General features: G+C 61.8%; 15 protein-coding genes. 11 read left to right on the top strand and 4 right to left on the bottom strand.

Annotated features, from left to right (window positions below; translation table 11 throughout):
• Positions 1–53: 53 nt before the first annotated feature.
• The gene (gene rpiA, locus J4E42_RS07010; protein WP_008026076.1) at positions 54–728 is read right to left on the bottom strand and encodes a ribose-5-phosphate isomerase RpiA; all 675 of its coding nucleotides are present in this window, start codon (positions 726–728) and stop codon (positions 54–56) included.
• A 302-nt stretch (positions 729–1,030) separates the two neighbouring features.
• On the opposite strand from rpiA, the gene ilvA reads away from it, so the two are divergent.
• Positions 1,031–2,545, top strand: coding sequence for a threonine ammonia-lyase, biosynthetic (gene ilvA / locus J4E42_RS07005; RefSeq protein WP_008026079.1), 1,515 nt, complete (start codon positions 1,031–1,033; stop codon positions 2,543–2,545).
• Between the two features lie 39 nt (positions 2,546–2,584).
• On the top strand, positions 2,585–3,010 hold the full coding sequence (locus J4E42_RS07000; RefSeq protein ID WP_207284895.1) for a DUF2269 domain-containing protein: 426 nt from the start codon (positions 2,585–2,587) through the stop codon (positions 3,008–3,010).
• 113 nt (positions 3,011–3,123) lie between these two features.
• Here J4E42_RS07000 and J4E42_RS06995 read toward each other — a convergent pair whose 3' ends face one another.
• The gene (locus tag J4E42_RS06995) at positions 3,124–3,780 is read right to left on the bottom strand and encodes an HAD family phosphatase (protein ID WP_008026084.1); all 657 of its coding nucleotides are present in this window, start codon (positions 3,778–3,780) and stop codon (positions 3,124–3,126) included.
• 143 nt (positions 3,781–3,923) lie between these two features.
• Between J4E42_RS06995 and J4E42_RS06990 the strand changes: the two genes are divergently transcribed.
• Both J4E42_RS06990 and ptsP read left to right on the top strand, forming a co-directional pair.
• Positions 3,924–4,403 (top strand): RNA pyrophosphohydrolase, encoded by a 480-nt coding sequence (locus tag J4E42_RS06990; RefSeq protein ID WP_007897732.1) that lies wholly within the window; start codon positions 3,924–3,926, stop codon positions 4,401–4,403.
• Between the two features lie 22 nt (positions 4,404–4,425).
• Positions 4,426–6,705, top strand: coding sequence for a phosphoenolpyruvate--protein phosphotransferase (gene ptsP / locus J4E42_RS06985; RefSeq protein WP_008040767.1), 2,280 nt, complete (start codon positions 4,426–4,428; stop codon positions 6,703–6,705).
• A gap of 109 nt (positions 6,706–6,814) precedes the next feature.
• Here the strand turns inward: ptsP and J4E42_RS06980 are convergent, their stop codons facing one another.
• The gene (locus J4E42_RS06980; RefSeq protein WP_207284894.1) at positions 6,815–7,561 is read right to left on the bottom strand and encodes an NRDE family protein; all 747 of its coding nucleotides are present in this window, start codon (positions 7,559–7,561) and stop codon (positions 6,815–6,817) included.
• 120 nt (positions 7,562–7,681) lie between these two features.
• Here J4E42_RS06980 and J4E42_RS06975 point away from each other — a divergent pair, with 120 nt between their 5' ends.
• The 3 genes from J4E42_RS06975 to J4E42_RS06965 all read left to right on the top strand — a co-directional run bounded on the left by J4E42_RS06975 (position 7,682) and on the right by J4E42_RS06965 (position 10,380).
• Positions 7,682–8,464, top strand: a complete 783-nt coding sequence (locus J4E42_RS06975; RefSeq protein ID WP_008026089.1) for a sulfite exporter TauE/SafE family protein — start codon at positions 7,682–7,684, stop codon at positions 8,462–8,464.
• A gap of 83 nt (positions 8,465–8,547) precedes the next feature.
• Positions 8,548–9,360 carry a prolipoprotein diacylglyceryl transferase gene (gene lgt / locus J4E42_RS06970; protein WP_008026090.1) on the top strand — a complete coding sequence of 271 codons (813 nt, stop codon included), beginning with the start codon at positions 8,548–8,550 and terminating at the stop codon, positions 9,358–9,360.
• Between the two features lie 48 nt (positions 9,361–9,408).
• Positions 9,409–10,380, top strand: coding sequence for a thymidylate synthase (locus J4E42_RS06965; RefSeq protein WP_207284893.1), 972 nt, complete (start codon positions 9,409–9,411; stop codon positions 10,378–10,380).
• Between the two features lie 83 nt (positions 10,381–10,463).
• On the opposite strand, the gene cadR is transcribed toward J4E42_RS06965, so the two are convergent.
• Positions 10,464–10,913 carry a Cd(II)/Pb(II)-responsive transcriptional regulator gene (gene cadR, locus J4E42_RS06960; protein ID WP_008040770.1) on the bottom strand — a complete coding sequence of 150 codons (450 nt, stop codon included), beginning with the start codon at positions 10,911–10,913 and terminating at the stop codon, positions 10,464–10,466.
• Between the two features lie 84 nt (positions 10,914–10,997).
• On the opposite strand from cadR, the gene J4E42_RS06955 reads away from it, so the two are divergent.
• From J4E42_RS06955 to J4E42_RS06940, 4 genes are all read left to right on the top strand, one after another.
• The gene (locus J4E42_RS06955; protein ID WP_207284892.1) at positions 10,998–13,253 is read left to right on the top strand and encodes a heavy metal translocating P-type ATPase; all 2,256 of its coding nucleotides are present in this window, start codon (positions 10,998–11,000) and stop codon (positions 13,251–13,253) included.
• 16 nt (positions 13,254–13,269) lie between these two features.
• Positions 13,270–14,133 carry a LysR family transcriptional regulator gene (locus J4E42_RS06950; RefSeq protein WP_008026094.1) on the top strand — a complete coding sequence of 288 codons (864 nt, stop codon included), beginning with the start codon at positions 13,270–13,272 and terminating at the stop codon, positions 14,131–14,133.
• Positions 14,134–14,371: 238 nt separating this feature from the next.
• Complete coding sequence (locus J4E42_RS06945) at positions 14,372–15,448, top strand: putative 2-aminoethylphosphonate ABC transporter ATP-binding protein (RefSeq protein WP_008026095.1); 1,077 nt, start codon at positions 14,372–14,374, stop codon at positions 15,446–15,448.
• Complete coding sequence (locus J4E42_RS06940) at positions 15,448–17,172, top strand: putative 2-aminoethylphosphonate ABC transporter permease subunit (protein WP_207284891.1); 1,725 nt, start codon at positions 15,448–15,450, stop codon at positions 17,170–17,172. The genes J4E42_RS06945 and J4E42_RS06940 overlap by 1 nt, the downstream gene beginning before the upstream one ends.
• Positions 17,173–17,203 lie beyond the last annotated feature (31 nt).

The following is a 17,203-nucleotide window of genomic DNA, read 5'->3' as shown; positions in this document are numbered from 1 at the left end:
CTGTTACGCCGCTATCGCCAGCAAGCTGGCTCCTACAGGGTTTTGCGTCTGGCTTACTGCGCGCGCAGGGTCTTCACGCCTTCGCTGGTGCCCAGCAACAGCAGATCCGCAGGACGCGCCGCGAACAAGCCGTTGGTCACCACGCCGACGATCGCATTGATCTGCGTCTCCAGCTCGACCGGGTTGGTGATCTGCATGTTGAACACATCCAGAATGATGTTGCCGTTGTCAGTCAACACGCCTTCACGGTAAACCGGGTCGCCGCCGAGCTTCACCAGCTCGCGGGCCACGTGGCTGCGGGCCATCGGGATCACTTCGACCGGCAGCGGGAACGCGCCGAGCACCGGCACCAGTTTGCTGCCATCGGCGATGCAGATGAAGGTCTTGGCCACGGCCGCAACGATCTTCTCGCGGGTCAGGGCTGCGCCGCCGCCCTTGATCAGGTTCAGGTGCTCGTCGCTTTCGTCGGCGCCGTCGACGTAGAACTCCAGGTCGCTGACGGTATTCAGCTCATACACCGGAATACCGTGGCCCTTGAGGCGTGCGGCGGTGGCTTCGGAACTGGCGACTGCGCCGTCGAAGGCGCCTTTGTGTTGCGCCAGTGCGTCGATGAAGCAGTTGGCGGTGGAGCCGGTGCCGACCCCGACGATGCTCTTGTCGTCGAGTTTCGGGAGGATGAAGTCGACGGCGGCCTGGGCTACTGCCTGTTTGAGTTGATCCTGGGTCATGCGGGCTCCGAAGTGCCGAAGAGGGGGAACGAAAGCCCGGCATTATAGGCCCCGGGACGGGGAAGGTCATTGCCCGATTGGCAGACCGCCACCGTGACCTGTAGGAGCGAGGCTTGCCCGCGAAAGCGTTCTTACTGCCAACATTTATTCTGGATGTGCCGGCCTCTTCGCGGGCAAGCCTCGCTCCTACAGGATCATGATCCCTTCCGGGGAGGGTAAAACCACCTGTTTAGTGTGGTCGCACGCCCGAAAGCCGGGTTAGACTCCTTGGCCCTGCCCAACCCGCTCAGTGATGCTTTCCGATGCTCGAACAGTACGTCAAAAAGATCCTCACCTCGCGCGTTTATGACGTTGCCGTAGAAACCCCATTGCAGACTGCCCGCCAGCTCTCCGAGCGGCTGGGCAACAGTATTTTGCTCAAGCGTGAAGACTTGCAGCCGGTGTTCTCGTTCAAGATTCGCGGGGCCTACAACAAGCTCACGCAGTTGAGCGATGAAGAACGCGCGCGCGGCGTCGTGACGGCTTCGGCCGGTAATCACGCGCAGGGCCTGGCCCTGGCGGCGAAAGTGCTCGGCGTGAAAGCCACCATCGTCATGCCCAAGACCACCCCGGAAATCAAAGTCGAAGGCGTGCGTTCCCGTGGTGGCAAAGTGGTGCTGCACGGGGATTCGTTCCCGGAAGCCCTGGCTTACTCGCTGAAACTGGTCGACGAAAAAGGCTACGTCTACATTCACCCGTACGACGATCCCCACACCATTGCCGGGCAGGGCACGGTGGCCATGGAGATTCTGCGCCAGCACCCTGGGCGTCTGGATGCGATCTTCGTTCCGGTCGGCGGCGGCGGTCTGATCGCCGGTATCGCTGCGTACGTGAAATACCTGCGCCCGGAAATCAAGATCATCGGCGTCGAGCCGGACGACTCCAATTGCCTGCAAGCCGCCATGGCCGCCGGCGAGCGCGTGGTGCTGCCGACCGTGGGCCTCTTCGCCGACGGCGTCGCGGTCGCTCAGATTGGTCAGTACACGTTCGACATCTGCAAAGACTATGTCGATGAAGTGATCACGGTCAGCACCGACGAGATCTGCGCGGCGATCAAGGATATCTACGACGATACCCGCTCGATCACTGAACCTGCCGGCGCCCTGGGCGTGGCCGGGATCAAGAAGTACGTCGAGCAGCACGCTGTCACCGGGCACACCTTTGTGGCCATCGATTCCGGCGCCAACGTCAACTTCGACCGCTTGCGCCACGTCGCCGAACGCGCCGAGCTGGGCGAGGGCCGCGAAGCCATCATCGCCGTGACCATCCCCGAGAAACCGGGCAGTTTCAAGGCGTTCTGCGAAGCCATCGGCAAGCGCCAGATCACCGAATTCAACTACCGCTACAACACCGGCAGCGAAGCGCACATCTTCGTTGGCGTGCAGACGCATCCGGAAAACGATCCGCGCAGTGCGCTGCTTGCCAGTCTGACCGAGCAGGGTTTTCCGGTGCTGGACCTGACCGACAACGAACTGGCCAAGTTGCACATCCGGCACATGGTCGGTGGCCGCGCGGCCCAGGTGGTGGATGAAGTGGTGCTGCGCTTCGAATTTCCGGAGCGACCGGGCGCGCTGTTCAACTTCCTCAGCAAGCTCGGCGGGCGCTGGAACATCTCGATGTTCCACTACCGCAACCACGGCGCGGCGGACGGTCGTGTGGTCGCAGGGCTGCAAGTGCCTCACGAGGAGCGTCATCTGGTGCCGGCGGCGCTGGAAGAAATCGGCTACCCATACTGGGACGAAAGCGACAATCCGGCCTATCAGCTGTTTCTTGGCTGAGCGGCTACGCTGATGGGCAGGTCATAAGGAAGTCGAACAATGGAAACGTTAACCGCCCTGAAAGTGGCGCACATGGTGGCGACGGTTGTGCTGCTGGTCTGTGCGCTGGGCCTGGGGATCTGGGTCTGGCGAACTCGGCGTAATGGCGACGCGACGGCGGGCAGCCGAACCTTGCAAAGGCCTCGGGTATTCATCTGGCTGTTGATGGGGCTGGCATTGCTGAGCATGCCGTTCACCGGCTGGTGGATGGTGCATCTGGTGGGCTGGCCGTTGGGGCAGGCGTGGTTGCTGGCGTCGAGTGTGCTTTACACCGTTGCGGCGTTGGCGTGGTTCTGGTTGTTGGTGCGGCTTAACAAGTTGCGCAAGGCGCCGGCGGGGAACGGCAAGTTTACCTTCGCCCTGGCGTTGTTCAGCTTCGTCTGCTTTATCGCCATTGCCGGGTTGATGGGTGCCAAGCCTGTTTAACGCTTGAAACCGAGTTGACCCCTTCGCGGGCGAGCCTCGCTCCTACGGGATTTGCGTCATTTTCATAATTGACGCATGACCTGTAGGAGCGAGGCTTGCCCGCGAAGGCGATTTCAGTCACGCAACGAAATCACCGGCCAGCCACGTTTCTCGGCCTCGGCACGCAAATTCGGGTCCGGATCAACCGCCACCGGATTCGCCACCTGTTCCAGCAACGGAAAATCATTCATCGAGTCGCTGTAGAAGTAACTGTCTTCCAGCGAATGCCCGCTTTCTTCCAGCCAACGATTAAGCCGCGTCACCTTGCCTTCGCGGAAGCACGGCACGTCGGTGCTGCGCCCGGTGTAGCGGCCATCGACCATCTCGCACTCGGTGGCGATCAGGGTTTCAACGCCCAAACGCTCGGCAATCGGACCTGTGACGAAGCGGTTGGTCGCCGTGATGATCACCAGTTTGTCGCCGGCATCGCGGTGCTTCTTCAGCAGCTCAAGTCCCTTGGGCAGCACGATCGGTTCGATGCAGTCGCGCATGTAATCGCTGTGCCACTGGTCCAGCGTGGCCATTTCGGTGCGGCCGAGCACTTCCAGGCAAAAGTTCAGGTAGGCGGCGTTATCCAGCTTGCCGGCCAGGTAATCCTGATAGAACTCGTCGTTGCGTGTCTTGTAGGCGACGGCGTCGAGGAAGCCGCGTTCGCACAGGTAATCACCCCAGGCGTGGTCACTGTCGCCGCCCAAAAGGGTGTTGTCCAAGTCGAATAAAGCCAGGCGCATTGCAGTTACTCGCTGAAAAGTCTGTAGAAAGGCGCCCAGAATACGGACTTTTCACAAGAGTGCACATAAGGTTGGCCGGCTCGTTGCTGCCTTCACAACCTTTGTGGAACAATGCGGCGACATGCGTTTGCGAGGTTGTTGCCGTGATCGACCCCGATGGTTTCCGCCCCAATGTCGGGATCATTCTCACGAATGATGCCGGACAGGTGCTATGGGCTCGCCGTATCAATCAAGATGCCTGGCAGTTTCCACAGGGTGGTATCAACCCCCAGGAGACGCCGGAAGACGCCTTGTACCGCGAGTTGAACGAAGAAGTGGGTCTGGAGCGCGAAGATGTTGAAATTCTCGCCTGCACCCGGGGCTGGTTGCGCTATCGTTTGCCGCAACGTCTGGTCCGTACCCACAGCCAACCGCTGTGCATCGGCCAGAAACAGAAATGGTTTCTCCTGCGCCTGATCTCCAACGAGCAGCGGGTGCGGATGGATTTGACCGGTAAACCGGAATTCGATGGCTGGCGCTGGGTCAGTTATTGGTATCCGTTGGGCCAGGTGGTGACATTCAAGCGCGAGGTGTATCGACGCGCTCTCAAAGAGCTTGCCCCGCGCCTTTTAGCGCGCGACTGACGACGGAGTTCGACCCCGAGCCATGCTCAATACGCTGCGCAAGATCGTCCAGGAAGTTAACTCCGCCAAGGATCTCAAGGCGGCGTTGGGGATTATTGTGTTGCGCGTCAAAGAGGCCATGGGCAGCCAGGTCTGCTCGGTCTACCTGCTTGACCCCGAGACCAACCGCTTCGTGCTGATGGCGACCGAGGGCTTGAACAAGCGCTCGATCGGCAAAGTCAGCATGGCACCCAACGAAGGTCTGGTCGGCCTGGTCGGCACGCGTGAAGAACCCCTGAACCTCGAAAACGCCGCGGATCACCCGCGCTACCGCTACTTCGCCGAGACCGGTGAAGAGCGCTACGCCTCATTCCTCGGGGCACCGATCATCCACCACCGCCGCGTTGTCGGCGTGTTGGTCATTCAGCAGAAAGAACGCCGCCAGTTCGATGAAGGTGAAGAAGCCTTCCTCGTGACCATGAGCGCGCAACTTGCCGGGGTTATCGCCCACGCCGAGGCCACCGGTTCGATCCGAGGCCTGGGCCGTCAGGGCAAAGGCATCCAGGAAGCCAAGTTCATCGGCGTGCCGGGTTCGCCGGGCGCGGCGGTCGGTACGGCGGTGGTCATGCTGCCACCGGCCGATCTGGACGTGGTGCCGGACAAGACCATCACCGACATCGACGCCGAACTGGCGTTGTTCAAGACCGCCATCGAAGGCGTGCGCGCCGACATGCGTGCGTTGTCGGCCAAACTGGCCTCGCAGTTGCGCCCCGAAGAGCGGGCCTTGTTCGACGTCTACCTGATGATGCTCGCCGACGAGGCGCTCGGCAGCGAAGTCACCACCGTAATCAAGACCGGTCAGTGGGCCCAGGGCGCGCTGCGTCAGGTGGTCACTGAGCACGTCAACCGTTTCGAATTGATGGACGACGCCTACCTGCGTGAGCGCGCATCGGACGTCAAGGACCTTGGTCGCCGTCTGCTCGCCTACTTGCAGGAAGAGCGCCAGCAGAACCTGGTCTACCCGGAAAAAACCATTCTGGTCAGCGAAGAGCTGACGCCGGCGATGCTCGGCGAGGTGCCGGAAGGCACGCTGGTCGGTCTGGTTTCGGTCCTCGGTTCAGGTAACTCCCACGTCGCGATCCTCGCCCGGGCGATGGGCATTCCGACGGTGATGGGTCTGGTCGACCTGCCTTATGCCAAGGTCGACGGCATCGAATTGATCGTCGACGGCAACCGCGGCGAGGTCTACACCAACCCCAGCGATGTGCTGCGCAAGCAGTTCGCCGAGGTGGTGGAAGAAGAGAAACAACTGGCGCTCGGTCTCGATTCCCTGCGCGACCTGCCGTGCGTGACCCTCGATGGTCACCGCATGCCGCTGTGGGTCAACACCGGCCTGCTGGCGGACGTGGCGCGGGCGCAAAAGCGCGGCGCCGAAGGTGTCGGTCTTTACCGCACCGAAGTGCCGTTCATGATCAACCAGCGCTTTCCGAGCGAAAAGGAACAACTGGCGATCTACCGCGAACAGCTCGCCGCGTTCCACCCGCAACCGGTGACCATGCGCAGCCTGGACATCGGCGGCGACAAGTCGCTGTCGTACTTCCCGATCAAGGAAGACAACCCGTTCCTCGGCTGGCGCGGCATTCGCGTCACCCTCGACCACCCGGAAATCTTCCTGGTGCAGACCCGCGCCATGCTCAAGGCCAGCGAAGGCTTGAACAACCTGCGGATTCTGCTGCCGATGATCTCCGGTACCCATGAACTGGAAGAAGCCTTGCACCTGATTCACCGGGCGTGGGGCGAAGTCCGCGACGAAGGCACCGACGTGCCGATGCCGCCGATTGGCGTGATGATCGAGATTCCGGCGGCGGTGTATCAGACCAAGGAACTGGCGCGGCAAGTGGACTTCCTGTCGGTCGGTTCCAACGACCTGACCCAGTACCTGCTGGCCGTGGACCGCAACAACCCGCGAGTGGCCGACCTCTACGACTACCTGCACCCGGCGGTGCTTCAGGCGTTGCAGACCGTGGTGCGTGACGCCCATGCCGAAGGCAAGCCGGTGAGCATCTGCGGCGAGATGGCGGGTGACCCGGCGGCGGCGGTGCTGCTGATGGCGATGGGCTTTGACAGTTTGTCGATGAACGCCACCAACCTGCCGAAGGTGAAGTGGATGCTGCGTCAGATCAACCTGAGCAAGGCCAAGGAATTGCTCGCGGAGCTGATGACCATCGACAACCCGCAAGTTATCCACAGCTCGCTGCAACTGGCGCTGAAGAACCTCGGGTTGGCGAAGATGGTCAGCCCGGCTGCGGTCAAAGCCCTCTAAAACGCTGATGGCCTCATCGCCAGCAGGCTGGCTCCCACATTGGATTTGTGTTTGACGCAAATCCCCTGTGGGAGCCAGCCTGCTGGCGATGAGGCCGGATCAGACAATGCTAAATTCTGATCTCCACTTCCCCAAGATGCCCGCCATACGGCCCGAAACTCCGCTCGACCATCAGCCGCGTCCCATCCGCCTGCACAATCAACGCCGTACTCGCCCGCGTCCCATAACTCTGGCTGGCAATAAACACACTCGACAACAACGACTCGGTCGCCAGACCCACCCCGGTATCCGGCAGCTCTGCAAAAGGCGCTGTCTGCGAATCACTGAGCAACGCCAATAACGCCTCGGGCTGCGGATCCTCCAGAACAGCCTCCAACGCCGCTCGCGCCTTGAGCAACTTCGGCCACGGCGTATCCAGGCCAGCATTCGATAACCCATACACCCCGGCCGGCAGCAGCACCGCTTCAGACTCCCGGGCATTGAAGTGCCACAGTTCATTGGCATTGCCGATCAGCAGGTTAAAACCGGCATATTCCAGTGAACGTCCAACAACGTCGTCCAAATAATCATCTATCGGCATGTCGCTGCTGAGAAATCGCGCAACCAGTTCGCCGCGGGATTTTCGAGCGGCCGGTTGATGGGGATCGCGAATATTGGTCAGCGCCGCAAAGCGCCCTTTGGCGCCGACACCGAGCCAGGTGCCGCCGGCTTCCAGATCGCGACCGGCGTAGACGTGCGGTGCTTCGGGCCATTGCGCCAGGGGCAGGCTGGGCCGGGCATAGAATTCGTCGCGGTTGGCGGCGACGATCAGCGGTTGGGCGTGGCCCGGGCGCCAGGCAAAGACAATCAGGCACATAAGGTGGTCCTTGTGTGTTTTTGCCCACTCTACGCAGTCATTGTGCGGGTATCCATCGCCATCCAGTGGAGCCGAAGGCCATGCATCCGTTACCATGCCGCTCTTCTTTGGGGGTCGTACATGGAATTTCTGCTCTATCTGGCGCTCGGCGCCTGTGCAGGCGTGCTGGCCGGCCTGTTTGGCGTCGGCGGCGGAATTATCATCGTGCCGGTGTTGGTGTTCAGTTTCACCTTGCAGGGTTTCGACGCCTCGATCCTGACGCATCTGGCGGTCGGCACATCCCTGGCTACGATCATCTTTACCTCGGTCAACGCCGTGCGCGAGCATCATCGCCGCGGTGCCGTGCGTTGGCCAATTTTTGCCTGGATGACCGTCGGCATCCTGCTCGGCGCCGGGTTCGGCGCGCTGACAGCCGAAGCGATCTCCGGGCCAAACCTGCAGAAAATCATCGGCGTATTTGCCCTGGTCATCGCCGTGCAGTTGATGCTGGACGTCAAACCCAAGGCCAGCCGAACGGTGCCGGGTAAAGTCGGTCTGACCGTGGCCGGCAGTGTGATTGGCTGGGCGTCGGCGATTTTCGGGATTGGCGGCGGTTCGCTGACGGTGCCGTTCCTGACCTGGCGCAGCGTGCCGATGCAGCAAGCAGTGGCCACGTCCTCGGCGTGCGGTCTGCCCATCGCGCTGGCCAGTGCATTAAGTTTCATGATTCTGGGCTGGCACGATCCGTTGCTGCCGGCCCATAGTCTCGGTTTTATTTATTTGCCGGCGCTGCTGGGGATCGCCCTGACCAGCATGGTCTTCGCCCGCCTCGGTGCGCGACTGGCCCACAGCCTGTCGCCGAAGTTGCTGAAAAGACTGTTCGCCGCTTTGCTGTTCTGCGTGGGTTTGAATTTTCTGATCTGACGCACCGCACAATCCTGGCTTAATCCTGAGGTGGCAGCGTCGCCCGGGAATTTTGAAGCTTTCAACTCTAACGAGGAGTCGCAATGCTGCCTTACCCGCAGATCGACCCGGTGGCCCTGGCCATCGGTCCGCTGAAAATCCACTGGTACGGCTTGATGTACCTGATCGGCATCGGCGGTGCGTGGCTGCTGGCGTCGCGCCGGCTCAACCGTTTCGACCCGACCTGGACCAAGGAGAAACTCTCCGACATGGTCTTCTGGATGTCGATGGGCGTTATCGTCGGCGGTCGCCTGGGCTATGTGCTGTTCTACGATCTGCACGCTTACCTGGCCAACCCGACGCTGATTTTCGAAGTGTGGAAGGGTGGCATGTCGTTCCACGGCGGCTTCATCGGCGTGATGCTGGCGGCGTTGTGGTTCGGTAAAAAGAACAACAAGTCGTTCTTCCAGCTGATGGATTTCGTCGCGCCGATGGTGCCGATCGGCCTGGGCGCCGGGCGTATCGGCAACTTCATCAACGCCGAATTGTGGGGCAAGGCGACCGACGTGCCGTGGGCGATGATCTTCCCGCCGTTCAGCGATCCGGCGCAGTTGCCGCGTCACCCGTCGCAGCTGTATCAGTTCGCGCTGGAAGGCGTCGCGCTGTTCCTGATCCTGTGGCTGTTCTCGCGCAAGCCACGGCCGACCATGGCGGTGTCCGGGATGTTCGCGCTGTTCTATGGCATCTTCCGTTTCATCGTCGAATTCGTCCGCGTACCGGACGCGCAACTGGGCTATCTGGCCTGGAACTGGCTGACCATGGGCCAGGTGCTCTGCGTGCCGATGATCGTCGGCGGGCTGTTCCTGATCTGGCTGGCGTATCACCGCGCCCCGGCGACTCCAGCGGCAGCCGTATAAATTCGAACCCCGGGGCTTTGGTCCCGGGTTCAAGGACACAGGTAACTCATGAAGCAATATCTCGAACTGGTCGCCCACGTCATCAAGAACGGCACCAAACAGGCCAACCGCACTGGCGTGAACACCATCAGCTTTCCGGGCGCGATGCTGCGTTACGACCTGCAGGAAGGTTTCCCGGCGATCACCACGCGCAAGATGGCCTTCAAATCGGCCATCGGCGAGATGTGCGGTTTTCTGCGTGGGGTGAACAACGCCGCCGAATTCCGTGCGCTGGGCTGCAAAGTCTGGGACCAGAACGCCAACGAAAACGCGCAATGGCTGGCCAACCCGTTCCGCCAGGGCGAAGACGACCTCGGCGAGATCTACGGCGTGCAATGGCGCAAATGGCCGGCGTACAAACAGATCCCGGTCAGCAATCAGGCCGCCATCGAGCAGACCCTGAAGCAAGGCTACCGCCAGATCGCTGAAGGCGAAGAAGACGGTCAGGCCTACGTGGTGCTGTACAAGGCGATCGACCAGATCCGCCAGTGCGTCGACACCATCATCAAGGACCCGGGCAGCCGCCGCATCCTGTTCCACGGCTGGAACGTCGCGCAGCTCGATGAAATGGCCCTGCCGCCGTGCCACCTGCTGTACCAGTTCCACCCGAATGTCGAGACCAAGGAAATTTCCCTGACCCTCTACATCCGCTCCAACGACCTGGGCCTGGGCACACCGTTCAACCTCACCGAAGGTGCCGCGCTGCTGAGCCTGATCGGTCGCCTGACCGGTTATACGCCGCGCTGGTTCACCTATTTCATCGGTGACGCGCACGTCTACGAAAACCATCTGGACATGCTGAATGAACAGCTCAAGCGCGAGCCGTTCCCGATGCCGAAGCTGGTGATCTGTGATCGTGTGCCGGAGTTTGCCAAGACGGGCGTTTATCAGCCGGAGTGGCTGGAGTTGATCGAACCGGGTGATTTTTCGCTTGAGGGTTATCAGCACCATGCGCCGATGACCGCGCCGATGGCTGTCTGAGACGGGCACCGCTTCGCGGGCAAGCCTCGCTCCTACAGGTCAGTGTAAATCTGTAGGAGCGAGGCTTGCCCGCGAAGAGGCCCTCAATGCCCATGACTGCGGCCCACATGCGAATGCTCAACCTCCGTTGCCACAACCCCGCCGCTCACTTCCAACCGCTGCAAAATCCCGCATTGATCGATATCCGGCCCTTCGCCACAGCGTTGGCGCAGGTCGAGCAGTTGTGCCTGTAACGCCAGCAACCCGTCGATCCGCGCTTTCACGTGATGAATGTGCTCGTCGATCAGCGCATTCACGCTTTCACACTGATCCTGCGGACTGTCGCGCAAGGCCAGCAGGCTGCGGATTTCCTCGAGCGTCATGTCGAGGGTGCGGCAGTTGCGGATGAAGGTCAGGCGCTCGGCGTGGGCCTGGGTGTAGACGCGGTAGTTGCCGTCGCTGCGGGCCGGTTCCGGCAGCAGGTTTTCGCGCTCGTAGTAGCGAATGGTTTCCACGGCGCAGTCCGTGAGCCTGGCCAGTTCTCCGATCTTCATGACGGCAATCTCCAAAAGGGTGCTTGACCCTATAGTGGCTACAGGGTCTTTACTTGGCAACAGGCACCTTATGGACGCGACCTGATGAGCGATTCCCGACACGATCACACACACGAGGCTGGTCACAGCCACAAACTGCAGCCTGTACAGAAACATGACCATGGCGGTCACGGGGATTCCTGCTGTTCTTCCAAAGCGGCGGCGCCGTCGCTGATCAAGCTCAGCGAAACGTCCACCGTCAACGCGCGGCTGAGCAGTTTCCGCATCGACGCGATGGACTGTCCGACCGAGCAGACGCTGATCCAGAACAAACTGGGCAAGCTCGCCGGTGTGCAGCAGCTGGAGTTCAACCTGATCAACCGCGTGTTGGGCGTCACTCATGACTTGCCGAGCACCGCGCCGATCATCGACGCGATCAAGTCGCTGGGCATGGTTGCCGAGCCGTTGGAGCAGGGCGTCGAAGCACCCGCCCCGGCACCTGAGAAAAAGCCGTGGTGGCCACTGGCGTTGTCCGGCGTGACCGCGCTCGCCGCCGAAGTGATCCACTTCGCCGACGCAGCGCCCAACTGGGTCGTGGCGGTTATCGCGCTGGTCTCGATCCTCAGCGGCGGCCTCAGCACTTACAAGAAGGGCTGGATCGCCCTGAAAAACCTCAACCTCAACATCAACGCACTGATGAGCATCGCGGTGACCGGCGCGATCCTGATCGGGCAGTGGCCGGAAGCGGCGATGGTGATGTTCCTGTTCACCGTGGCCGAGTTGATCGAGGCCAAGTCCCTGGACCGTGCGCGCAACGCCATCAGCGGTTTGATGCAGATGACGCCAGAGCAGGCCACGGTGTTGCAGGCCGACGGCAGCTGGGTTTTGCAGGACGTCAAAACCATCGAGCTGGGCGCGCGGGTGCGCGTGCGGCCCGGCGAGCGGATCGGCCTGGACGGTGAAGTGGTGGCGGGCAGTTCAACCATCGATCAGGCACCGATCACGGGTGAAAGCCTGCCGGTCGAGAAGACGCTTGGCGACAAGGTTTTCGCCGGGACCATCAATCAGGCGGGTTCTCTGGAGTATTCCGTCACCGCCGCCGCCAACAATTCGACCCTGGCGCGGATCATCCACGCCGTCGAACAGGCGCAAGGCGCACGGGCACCGACTCAGCGTTTCGTTGACCAGTTTTCAAAAATCTACACACCGGCCGTATTCGCCCTGGCTCTGGCCGTCGCGGTAATTCCGCCGCTGTTCATGGGCGCGGTCTGGTTCGACTGGATCTACCGGGCGTTGGTGTTGCTGGTGGTCGCGTGCCCGTGTGCGCTGGTGATCTCGACGCCAGTGACCATCGTCAGCGGCCTCGCGGCGGCGGCGCGCAAAGGGATTCTGGTCAAGGGCGGCGTTTATCTGGAGGGCGGTTACAAGCTCGATTACCTGGCGCTGGACAAGACCGGCACGATCACCCACGGCAAACCGGTGCAGACCGATTACCTGTCGCTTGACCCAACCGCTGACGCCTCGGCGCCGGGAATTGCGGCGGCATTGGCCGGGCGCTCGGACCACCCGGTGTCGCTGGCCATCGCCAACGCCGCTGTGGATAAAACCTTTGCGCCGCTTGTTGTGGATAACTTCGAAGCCCTGGCCGGTCGTGGGGTGCGCGGTGAAATCAACGGTCAGGTCTACCACTTGGGCAACCACCGTTTGGTCGAAGAGCTGAACCTGTGCTCGCCCGCCCTGGAAGAAAAGCTGTTTGCGCTGGAAAAACAGGGCAAGTCGGTGGTGCTGCTGCTCGACAAATCCGGCCCGTTGGCGCTGTTCGCCGTGGCCGATACGGTCAAGGAGTCCAGTCGCGAAGCGATCCAGCAACTGCACGATTTGGGCATCAAAACTCTGATGCTCACTGGCGACAACGTCCACACCGCGCAGGCGATTGCCGCACAGGTCGGCATCGACGAAGCCAAGGGCGATCTGCTGCCGACCGATAAACTGCAAGCCATCGAAGCTCTTTATGCACAGGGCCATAGCGTCGGCATGGTCGGTGATGGCATCAACGATGCCCCGGCACTGGCCCGGGCCGAGATCGGTTTTGCGATGGCCGCCGCCGGCACCGATACCGCCATCGAAACCGCCGATGTCGCCCTGATGGACGACGATCTGCGCAAAATCCCCACGTTCATCCGCCTGTCGCGGCAGACGTCGAGCATCCTCAAACAGAACATCGCCCTCGCTTTGGTCATCAAGGCTATCTTTCTTGGGGTAACCTTCGCCGGGATCGCCACCATGTGGATGGCGGTGTTCGCCGACATGGGCGTGAGCCTGTTGGTGGTGTTCAACGGTTTGCGCCTGTTGCGCAAGTAAGTGATGAGGAGCGGGTGTGCTGAGTGCCGAGCTGAAGGCGTTTTACATGGTGGCCCGTCTGGGCAGTATTACCCTGGCGGCGAAAAAGCTCGGCCTGAGCCAGCCCACCGTGACGACGCAGATCCGCAATCTGGAAAGCCAGTACTCGGTTGAACTGTTCTACCGTGGCGGTCGCCGCCTCAGCGTCAGCGATGAAGGCGCGCGGCTGCTGCCGATGGTCAAGACGCTGTTGCAGCAGGAAGCCGACATCGAATTTTTCCTGCGTAACAGCGGCCAGGTCCAGGGCACTTTGCGCATCGCCGCCACGGCGCCGTATTACATCCTCGATCTGGTGAAGACCTTTCGCGAGCGCTTGCCGCAGGTGGAAGTGTCGGTGGAGATCGGCAACTCGCAGCAGGTGCTGGAAGCGTTGGAGGATTACCGGGTGGATGTCGCCGCGTCCTCGCAACTGCTCGACGATGCGCGACTGATTCGGCGGGTGCTCGGCAGCGATCCGCTGGTGTTGGCGGTGCATCGCAATCATCCGCTGGCGGTGCACGATCATGTGCCGCTCAGCGCGTTGGCCGGTCATACCTTGTTGATGCGCGAGTCAGGCTCGACCACTCGGCGCCTGACCGAAGAATTGCTGGCCAGCGCCGGGGTGAGTTTCGGGCCGTTGCTGGAGATCGGCAGCCGTGAATCGATCCGCGAGGCGGTGCTGCGCAACATCGGGATCAGCATCATTGCCCGGCAGGAAGTGCCGCACGATCCGCAATTGCGCGTGCTGACCATCGAGAATGCGCCGCAGATTCCCGAGTATTTGTACTGCCTCAAGGAACGCAAAGGCGCGCGGTTGCCGGCGGCGTTTCTGGGGTTGGCGCAGGAAATGGCCCCGGCCTGAGTTTTGCGGTGACTCTGAGGGCCTCTTCGCGGGCAAGCCTCGCTCCTACAGGGGAACGCATTTCTCTGTAGGAGCGAGCGGTGCGGCGATCCGACTTGCCCGCGAAGGCGCCAGACCAGTCACCATTAACCCCAACCCAAATCCTTGAATACCACTATCAGCCGTTTTGGCCTCACTGCCACATGACGGACGCATTACATCCCTAGGATGGCCTTCATCTGCTTGATGAGGCCCGTCCATGAACCACTCGATCGCAACTGCCCTGACCAACCCCGGCGCTCCGATGAAGGTGCGCGGCGTGCAGAAACGCTTCGGCGCTTTCACTGCGCTGGATAACGTTTCCCTCGACGTGGCGGCCGGTGAACTGGTGTGTCTGCTGGGGCCGTCGGGCTGTGGCAAGACCACCTTGCTGCGTTGCATCGCCGGTCTGGAGAAACAGGACAGCGGCGAGTTGTACCTCGGTGATCGCGACGTCTCGCACCTGGCACCTCAGGCGCGGGACTACGGCATTCTGTTTCAGTCCTACGCGCTGTTCCCCAATCTCACCGTCGAAGCGAACATTGCCTACGGCCTCGCCGGCAGCGGTCGCGATGAAGTGCGCAAGCGCGTCGGTCAGATGCTGGAACTGGTCGGCCTGACCGGCAGTGAGAAAAAGTACCCCGGCCAATTGTCCGGCGGTCAGCAGCAACGTGTCGCACTGGCCCGCGCCCTGGCGCCGGCGCCTTCGTTGTTGTTGCTGGACGAGCCGATGTCCGCCCTCGATGCCCGGGTCCGCGAGCACCTGTGCACCGAGCTGCGCCAACTGCAGCGCAGCCTCGGCATCACCACGCTGATGGTCACCCACAATCAGGACGAGGCCATGCTGATGGCCGACCGCATCGCCGTGATGAACAACGGCAAGGTCGAGCAATACGCCACGCCGCAGGAAATCTACGACCGCCCGGCCACGCCGTTCGTGGCGGAGTTTGTCGGCCAGGGCAACTGGCTGCCCTTCCAGCGCAGCAGCGACAGTCATGCGCAGGTCGGAGGGATGAACATGCGCCTGGCGGATGGCAGCGCGAAAACCGCGTCGGGTCGTTTGTTCTGCCGGCCCGAGGCGATCAACGTCAACCCGCTGGTGCATGAAGAAAACCTGTTCCCGGCCAAGGTTCGTGAAATCACCTTTCTCGGCAACCGCTGCCGCATGAGCTTCGAACTCGATCAACTGCCGGGTCACGCACTGCTGGCAGAACTGGCACCAGAAGCCATGCCGCGCCTCGGCGCACAGCAGATCATGGTCGCCTTGCCGCCGCGCAGCCTGCAGGTGTTTGCCTGATGAGCGCGAACATCGCGCTGCCGATACCGCACAAGCAGGTTCGGCAGACCTCCCGTGCCGAGATCGGCGACCGGGTGTTCGTGGTCGGCGGCAAAGTCCTTTTGCTGGTGTTGCTCGGCGTCGCGGTGTTGATGCCATTGTTGGCGATCTTCTGGCGTGGCTTCAGTTCGGAGGCCGGGCAGGGCGGTGGTCTGGTGGCTGCGCGTGAACTGGTCACCAGTGCGAATTTCCACTGGTTGCTCGGCAATAGCCTGAAAGTGTCCCTCAGCGTCGCGGCGATTGTCGTACCGCTGGCCTACCTGTTTGCCTACGCGCTGCAACGCACCCTGATTCCGGGCAAAGCTATCTGGCGTGGAATGTCGCTGTTGCCATTGATGGCGCCGTCGATGTTGCCGGGCATTGCGCTGGTTTATCTGTTTGGTAACCAAGGCATGTTGCGCGGTTTGCTCTCGGACAATATCTACGGCTTCTGGGGCATTGTTCTCGGTGAGGTCATCTACACCTTCCCACACGCCTTGATGATTCTGCTGTCAGCGCTGTCCCTGGCGGATGCGCGACTGTTCGATGCCGCCTCCAGCATGGGCGCCAGTCCGGCGAAAGCCTTCCGCAGCATCACCTGGCCGGCGACGCGTCAGGCGGTGTTCGCTGCGTTCTGTCTTGTTTTCACCCTGACCATCACTGACTTCGGCGTGCCCGTGGTGGTCGGCGGCGACTATCAGGTGTTGGCGCTGGAAGCCTACAAAGCCGTGGTTGGTCAGCAACAATTCGGTCGCGGTGCGTTGATCGGCATGGTCCTGCTGCTGCCGGCGCTGTTCAGCTTCGGGGTCGATGCGTGGCTGCGCCGGCGTCACGGTGATTCCATGAGCGGTCGGGCGCAGGTCTTTCAACCGGCACCGTCGAAACTGCGCGACGGCTGCTACCTGGCCATCGTGCTGCTGATCTGCGCGGTGTTGCTGCTGGTGTTCGGCATGGCGGTGTTCTCGTCGCTGGTGAAGTTCTGGCCGTACAACCTGTCGCTGTCGCTCAATCATTACCAGTTCAACGACACGGCGGGCGGCGGTTGGCTGGCCTACGGCAACAGCGTGAAGATGGCCCTGTGCACGGCGTTGATCGGCAGCGTGCTGATCTTCACCGGCGCCTACCTGATGGAAAAAACCAAGGGCCAGCGCGGACTGAATCTGACATTGCGCATGCTCAGTTTCGTACCGATGGCGGTGCCGGGTCTGGTGCTGGGCCTGGGTTATGTCTTCTTCTTCAACCTCAGCGACAACCCGCTGCATGTGCTCTACGGGACCATGACCCTGCTGGTGGTCTGCACCATTGCTCACTATCTGACCACCGCGCAAATGACCGCGACCACGGCGCTGCGCCAACTCGACGCCGAGTTCGAAGCCGCCGCGCTGTCGCTCAAGGCGCCGCTGTACCGGCATTACCTGCGGGTCACCGTGCCGATCTGCCTGCCGGCGCTGCTGGATATCGTGCGCTACCTGTTCGTCTCGGCCATGACCACCGTTTCGGCGGCGATCTTCCTCTACAGCCCCGACACCATCCTCGCAGCGGTGGCGGTACTGAACATGGACGACGCCGGCAACGTCGGCGGTGCGGCGGCGATGTCGACCCTGATTCTGTTCACCTCGGCGGGCGTGTCCCTGCTGCTGGCCTGGGCCTCGCGCGGTTTGCTGCGTCGCTCCCAAGCCTGGCGGCAGATCGCGCCTGGTCACTGATTTCCACTCCCGCAACCTCAACTCAAAACAG

The sequence above is a fragment of the Pseudomonas sp. FW300-N2A2 genome (assembly GCF_017351735.1).
Taxonomy (GTDB): Bacteria; Pseudomonadota; Gammaproteobacteria; order Pseudomonadales; family Pseudomonadaceae; genus Aquipseudomonas; species Aquipseudomonas migulae.
This window is presented reverse-complemented; position numbering and strand designations above follow the sequence as displayed.

What these genes read in the sequence shown, in the direction of transcription:
- rpiA (WP_008026076.1), bottom strand. Translation starts at nt 728, where the DNA reads ATGACCCAGGATCAACTCAAACAGGCAGTAGCCCAGGCCGCCGTCGAC.
- ilvA (WP_008026079.1), top strand. Translation starts at nt 1,031, where the DNA reads ATGCTCGAACAGTACGTCAAAAAGATCCTCACCTCGCGCGTTTATGAC.
- J4E42_RS07000 (WP_207284895.1), top strand. Translation starts at nt 2,585, where the DNA reads ATGGAAACGTTAACCGCCCTGAAAGTGGCGCACATGGTGGCGACGGTT.
- J4E42_RS06995 (WP_008026084.1), bottom strand. Translation starts at nt 3,780, where the DNA reads ATGCGCCTGGCTTTATTCGACTTGGACAACACCCTTTTGGGCGGCGAC.
- ptsP (WP_008040767.1), top strand. Translation starts at nt 4,426, where the DNA reads ATGCTCAATACGCTGCGCAAGATCGTCCAGGAAGTTAACTCCGCCAAG.
- J4E42_RS06980 (WP_207284894.1), bottom strand. Translation starts at nt 7,561, where the DNA reads ATGTGCCTGATTGTCTTTGCCTGGCGCCCGGGCCACGCCCAACCGCTG.
- J4E42_RS06975 (WP_008026089.1), top strand. Translation starts at nt 7,682, where the DNA reads ATGGAATTTCTGCTCTATCTGGCGCTCGGCGCCTGTGCAGGCGTGCTG.
- lgt (WP_008026090.1), top strand. Translation starts at nt 8,548, where the DNA reads ATGCTGCCTTACCCGCAGATCGACCCGGTGGCCCTGGCCATCGGTCCG.
- J4E42_RS06965 (WP_207284893.1), top strand. Translation starts at nt 9,409, where the DNA reads ATGAAGCAATATCTCGAACTGGTCGCCCACGTCATCAAGAACGGCACC.
- cadR (WP_008040770.1), bottom strand. Translation starts at nt 10,913, where the DNA reads ATGAAGATCGGAGAACTGGCCAGGCTCACGGACTGCGCCGTGGAAACC.
- J4E42_RS06955 (WP_207284892.1), top strand. Translation starts at nt 10,998, where the DNA reads ATGAGCGATTCCCGACACGATCACACACACGAGGCTGGTCACAGCCAC.
- J4E42_RS06945 (WP_008026095.1), top strand. Translation starts at nt 14,372, where the DNA reads ATGAACCACTCGATCGCAACTGCCCTGACCAACCCCGGCGCTCCGATG.
- J4E42_RS06940 (WP_207284891.1), top strand. Translation starts at nt 15,448, where the DNA reads ATGAGCGCGAACATCGCGCTGCCGATACCGCACAAGCAGGTTCGGCAG.